The 2,014-nt window shown below is 61.7% G+C and carries 3 protein-coding genes; 1 reads left to right on the top strand and 2 read right to left on the bottom strand.

What is annotated here, in order from left to right:
* Nucleotides 1-751, bottom strand: a 751-nt coding sequence (locus EPO09_RS09380) for a hypothetical protein (RefSeq protein ID WP_290642448.1), incomplete at its 3' end; no start/stop codon positions are given.
* 149 nt (nt 752-900) lie between these two features.
* Here EPO09_RS09380 and EPO09_RS09385 point away from each other — a divergent pair.
* A complete protein-coding gene (locus tag EPO09_RS09385; RefSeq protein WP_290642450.1) occupies nt 901-1,545 on the top strand; it encodes a glutathione S-transferase N-terminal domain-containing protein in 645 nt (214 codons plus the stop codon).
* Between the two features lie 7 nt (nt 1,546-1,552).
* Here the strand turns inward: EPO09_RS09385 and EPO09_RS09390 are convergent, their stop codons facing one another.
* Nucleotides 1,553-1,909 carry a hypothetical protein gene (locus EPO09_RS09390; RefSeq protein WP_290642452.1) on the bottom strand — a complete coding sequence of 119 codons (357 nt, stop codon included), beginning with the start codon at nt 1,907-1,909 and terminating at the stop codon, nt 1,553-1,555.
* Between the last annotated feature and the right edge of the window lie 105 nt (nt 1,910-2,014).

The following is a 2,014-nucleotide window of genomic DNA, read 5'->3' on the forward strand; positions in this document are numbered from 1 at the left end:
CCAGCTCGCGCCCAACGATATGGAGGTCCGCGACATCATCAAGGCGGCGCGCCAGATGGGCGGTGCCACAGGTTTGGGTCAGGTCGCAGCCATTGGGTTCATGGCAGGGTGCCTCGGCGGGTATGGCGGGCATGCGGCCTCGCTCGCAACGGCGCATGCCAATCAGCCAGTCTGCGATCGGTCGGGAGCCAAGCACGGGCATGAGCTCCGTTTCTCGCAGCAGACCTGAGTAGCAGCCCAGACCAGGGTAGACAAAGTCGGTGTCGACCAGCAGCAGGCCTGCGCTCTGTATGCGCAGACCGTTTCGCGCAGCCACATGCGTCCACAAGGCCACTTGATCGACATCGGCCTCATCGCCAACGGTGGCGAATCGCACCTTGAACAGGCGCATGCCGTAGGGGCCTGCTGTGAGCACATCGATGCGCACGCGCATGCCCTCGTTGCTTTGCAAGCAAGCCCCCAGAATGGCCCGACCTTCATCGCATGGGGCCCCAGCGCCTTGGCTTGCCAGATGCCCCTGCGCCAGGAGCAACTGTGTGCGTGCGATGGCCTGTTGCCATGTGGCGTCAGAGTCCGGCCGGTCGATCACGGCGGCCAGAGGGAAGCTGGCCCTGAGCGACTGATTCGACGAGGCAGGCGTCGCGGGAGCGGGCGGCGTGACCAGACCGTGGCGACGCAGCCAGAAGTCACGCGGGCAGGTGCGCCAGTGCGTGAGGTCATCGTGGGTGTAGACAGCGGCGGCAGGGGCCATGACTTGAACGCAATCGTTTGAAGGAATGGTGCTGCAACAAAGCAGACAAAGGCGACATCAGCTTGCGGCGTGTGCATGAGCTTGTGCCGGTATCGCCAAGGTAGCAAGCCCTGTGCGGAGCTGTCACGCATCTTGCAAGCAAGCCCAGCATGACGCTCAAGTTCTACATGACGCCCGGTTCGTGTTCGACCGGCATCCACATCCTGCTGGAAGAGCTGGAGGTGCCTTTCGAGGTCACCATCCTGAACCTGCCGGCAGGTGATCATCGCCAGCCTTGCTATCTGGTCATCAACCCCAAAGGCACGATCCCGGCCTTGATGCTGGATGATGGCTCTGTGCTGACGGAGTTCCAGGCCATCGCGTTCTGGCTGGCGAAGGCCTACCCACGCAAGGGCTTGTTGCCAGAAGACCCGTTGAAGGCGGCCACGGTCATGGAGATCATGGACTATGTGGTGGGCACCATCCACGGGCAAGGCTACACGCGCATCTTCACGACCGACTCTTACCTGCCATCCGGGCTGCCTGATGCCGAGCGCGAGCGCTGGTTGAGGGCCATAGAGGCGCGTGGTCACGAGATCGTCGAACAGGGTTTCAAAGTCCTGGAGCCCAGGCTGCCACTGGATGGCTTCATCGCCGGGCCGAAGATCACGATGGCAGATGCCGCTTTGTTCTATGTTTCCTTCTGGGCCGATCACGTGGGCATTCATCTGCCCGAACGTGTCGCAGCCCACTTTCAGCGCATGCGTGCCCGCCCGTTGGTACGCCAGGTGCTGATGGAAGAGGGTTACCGCTGAAGCGACATTAATAGCTCACTTCGAACCACACTGGGTTCTTGCGTCTCACGTCCTGCAGCATCTGCATGGTCTGTGGCACGAGCGCCCGCACGGCATACCAGATCTCATCCTGGCGTGGCTGGATGCCATTGCGCAGCTTGTCGTGCAGCACGGCCCAGCCGTTCCAGTCCACCTCCATCAGCGCACTGTGCAAGGACGGTGTGAAGTTGCCCATCGTGTGGGCCATGATGAGCAGCTGAGCCTCCACAGCGCGCAGGGTCAGCGTGCTGGCAAACAGCTCGTCTTCGCTTTCCATCTCTTTGATGAGCTTGCCAATCGATTGGCCGGTTTCCATCACGATGTCGAACAGGGAGCGTTGGTACATGGCTCAGGCCTCGGTGCTGGCCGGATCAAGGGCCCGGAACATGGCACAACGCGCAAACACGTCGAGCGAAGGTTGCAATTGTTTGTGCTGACAGAACTTGGCCAC

This window comes from Aquabacterium sp. (genome assembly GCF_004297345.1).
In the GTDB taxonomy this organism is placed as follows: Bacteria; Pseudomonadota; Gammaproteobacteria; order Burkholderiales; family Burkholderiaceae_C; genus Aquabacterium.

Coding starts and splice junctions, on each gene's coding strand:
- EPO09_RS09385 (WP_290642450.1), top strand. CDS start 901: ATGACGCTCAAGTTCTACATGACGCCCGGTTCGTGTTCGACCGGCATC.
- EPO09_RS09390 (WP_290642452.1), bottom strand. CDS start 1,909: ATGTACCAACGCTCCCTGTTCGACATCGTGATGGAAACCGGCCAATCG.